Origin of the sequence: Mesorhizobium silamurunense, from assembly GCF_014843825.1 — a bacterium.
In the GTDB taxonomy this organism is placed as follows: Bacteria; Pseudomonadota; Alphaproteobacteria; order Rhizobiales; family Rhizobiaceae; genus Mesorhizobium; species Mesorhizobium silamurunense.
The window spans coordinates 1-3,143 of sequence record NZ_JHQR01000181.1 but is presented as its reverse complement, the minus strand read 5'-3'; the positions used below and the strand labels follow the sequence as shown (position 1 = coordinate 3,143).

Annotated in this window: 3 protein-coding genes and 1 pseudogene; 1 reads left to right on the top strand and 3 read right to left on the bottom strand. The window is 67.2% G+C overall.

Going from position 1 to position 3,143, the window contains the following annotated elements:
* A partial coding sequence (locus DH10_RS20440) for an aldehyde dehydrogenase family protein (protein ID WP_192385267.1) occupies positions 1-777 on the top strand: 777 nt, incomplete at its 5' end.
* A 44-nt stretch (positions 778-821) separates the two neighbouring features.
* On the opposite strand, the gene DH10_RS20435 is transcribed toward DH10_RS20440, so the two are convergent.
* From DH10_RS20435 to DH10_RS20425, 3 genes and pseudogenes are all read right to left on the bottom strand, one after another.
* Positions 822-1,898, bottom strand: coding sequence for an ABC transporter ATP-binding protein (locus DH10_RS20435; RefSeq protein WP_192254903.1), 1,077 nt, complete (start codon positions 1,896-1,898; stop codon positions 822-824).
* On the bottom strand, positions 1,885-2,823 hold the full coding sequence (locus DH10_RS20430; RefSeq protein ID WP_192254901.1) for a PfkB family carbohydrate kinase: 939 nt from the start codon (positions 2,821-2,823) through the stop codon (positions 1,885-1,887). The genes DH10_RS20435 and DH10_RS20430 overlap by 14 nt, the downstream gene beginning before the upstream one ends.
* A pseudogene (locus tag DH10_RS20425) lies at positions 2,823-3,143 on the bottom strand (SIS domain-containing protein); the annotation flags it as partial. The gene DH10_RS20430 and the pseudogene DH10_RS20425, both read right to left, overlap by 1 nt.

The following is a 3,143-nucleotide window of genomic DNA, read 5'->3' as shown; positions in this document are numbered from 1 at the left end:
CGGCTTGCCAAGCGCTTCGCGCGCGCGGTGCTGGAGCTCGGCGGCAACAATGCCGGCATCGTTGCGCCCACCGCCGATCTCGACATGGCGCTGCGGGCGATTGCCTTCGGCGCGATGGGCACGGCCGGCCAGCGCTGCACGACGCTCCGGCGCCTGTTCGTGCATGAAAGCGTCTATGACGCGCTGCTGCCGCGGCTGAAGAAAGCCTATCAGAGCGTTTCGGTCGGCAATCCGCTGGAGACGTCGGCGCTGGTCGGACCGCTGATCGACAAGGCCGCCTTCGACAACATGCAGAAGGCGCTCAAGGAAGCGCAAGCGCATGGCGGCAAGGTGACCGGCGGCACACGGGTCGAGAACGACTACGCGGAAGCCTATTACGTGCACCCGGCGCTGGTCGAGATGCCGAAGCAGGTCTCACCGGTGACGGAAGAGACCTTCGCGCCGATCCTCTATGTGATGAAATATTCCGATTTCGACGAGGCGCTCGAGCTGCACAATGCGGTCGGCGCCGGCCTGTCGTCGTCGATCTTCACGCGTGATCTGCAGGAATCAGAGCGCTTCCTCGGCGTCGACGGGTCGGATTGCGGCATCGCCAACGTCAACATCGGCACCTCGGGTGCGGAGATCGGCGGCGCGTTCGGCGGCGAAAAGGAAACCGGCGGCGGCCGCGAAAGCGGCTCGGATGCCTGGAAGGCCTATATGCGGCGCGCCACCAACACGGTGAACTATTCCAAGGCGCTGCCCCTGGCGCAAGGCGTGTCGTTCGACATCGACTAAGGGCAGGCGCGGGCGCCGCGAACTGCGGCGCCTGATACTGCTGCTCAGAACGCCTTGCCGGTCGCCGGATCGAACAGGCGAAGCGAGATCTCGTCGAAGACAAACGCGCAGCGCTCGCCCTTGGCGACGCGAGCCTGCGGCGGCAGGGTTGCCGTCACCCGCTGCGCGCCGATCCGAGCGGTGGTGACCTGCTCAGGCCCGGTCAGTTCGACCACGTCGATCTCGACGGGCAGCGACAGTTCAGCGCTGTTGCCGGACCCAAGGCGGAGCGCTTCGGGCCTGATGCCGACAACGACTTTTGCGCCGTTGCTGGCCGTGCCCGCGTAGCGCGCCGGCAGCGCCAGCCGCGCGTCCGTGCCGGCGATTGCGAGCTTGCCATCCTCGACGGCCGCTTCCAGCATGTTCATCGACGGGGCGCCGACGAAGCCCGCGACATAGAGCGTCGCCGGCTGGTTGTAGATCTGCTGCGGCGTGCCGAGCTGTTCGATGCGGCCGTCGCGCATGACGGCGATCCGGCTCGCCAGCGTCATCGCCTCGATCTGGTCGTGCGTGACATAGACGACCGTGGTCCGCAGCATTTCGTGCAGGCGCTTGAGCTCGGTTCGCATCTCCAGGCGCAGCTTGGCGTCGAGATTGGACAACGGCTCGTCGAACAGGAACACCTGCGGCTTGCGCACCAGCGCCCGGCCGATGGCGACGCGCTGGCGCTGGCCGCCGGAAAGCTGGCCTGGCTTGCGGTCGAGCAAGGTTTCGATCTGCAGGAGCCTCGCCGCCTCGCGCACCGCCTTGTCGCGTTGGTCCGCCGGAACCTTTCGCATCTCCAGCCCGAAGCCGATGTTCCGGTGCACGGTTAGGTTCGGGTAGAGAGCATAGGACTGGAAGACCATGGCGATGTCGCGGTTTTTCGGATGCACGCCAAGCACCGAGCGGCCGCCGATCAGCACGTCGCCGCTGGTTGCCTCCGCCAGCCCGGCAATGATGTTGAGCAAGGTCGACTTGCCGCAGCCGGACGAGCCGAGCAGCACCAGGAACTCGCCGCTGTCCAGCGCGATGTCGATGCCTTTCAGCGTTTCGACGCTGCCGTAGCTCTTGCGGACATCGCGGATCTCAAGCGCGCTCATTGACGGCGTCCTCGAAAAGCATCGGCCCGCCATAGTCGCGGGGCAAGGTGGAGATGGCGCGCGACGCCACCCTGACGGCGGCGGACAGGCAGCTGTCCAGCGACCGCTCCTGCGCCAACGCGGCGAGGAAGGCGGCGTTGAAGACATCGCCGGCGCCGATCGTGTCGACGACTTTCACGCGCGGCGCCGGCACTTCGATCAACTGGCCGTCGGCGCCGATGGCGATCGCACCGTCGGGCCCACGCTTCACGACCACGGTCGCGCGTTCCCTCATGCCGCCGCGGATCTTGCGCGCGGCGTCCGCGGGGATTTCCAGCCCGGCCAGCGTCGTCGTCTCGACCTCGTTGAAGAGGGCCAGCTCGCAGTGCGACAGCCAGCCGCGCGCGGCGGCGCAGTTCGCCGCCGTCCAGCCGTCGATCGGCCAGCCGGTGTCGAGCGCAACGGCGATATGATGCGCTTCGGCCCAGTCGAAAAAGGCATCGTAGTCGCGGGTGAGGTCGTCGGTCAGGAAGGAGCCGCAAAGCAGCGCATAGCCGCCGTAGAGCCGCTTGCCTTCGAGAACGGACAGAACGTCGTCCAGGCTGAAGCGGGGCAGATGGCCGCGCGTGGTGAAAAAGGTGCGCTCGCCATCGGGATGGGTCATGCCGACCGACAGCGTCGTTCCCTCGGGATGAACCGGCCATTTCTCCGCACGGGAGCCGAAGGCTTCGCGCAGCCAGCGGCCGAACTGGTCGTTGCCGAGATTGGCGGCGATTTCGAAGTCGATGCCGAGCGCCTGCCAGGCAAGCGCGCTGTTGCCGGCCTGGCCGCCGACGCGCAGATCGTCATGGTCGACAACCGTCTCCGTTCCCGCCTTCGGCCAGGGCGCGACTGGGCCGACGATCAGGTCGACATTGACGTTGCCGATTACCGCCAGCGGCCGCATCATTCGCTCCGCGTGATCTTGGTGGTGCGGACCGGCGTCCCGGCATTCTCGACGCGGGCATCGGCGAAGGCGATCATCAGACATTGTGCCACCGGCAGCATGGCGAGGACCGCCGCCAGCCCGGAGGCCGGCTTGAAGGCCAGTGTGACGGCGCCAGCGACGGGCGGCTTGCCGGACGCGTCGAAGATGACCAGCCGCGCGCCGGCCTCGACGACGGAAAGCGCCATCGCGGTGACGAGATCGGCGGTCGCGTCGTTGCCGCGAAAGAGGACGATGCCGATTTTGGAGCTGAGCATCTCCATCGGCCCGTGGCGAAGCTG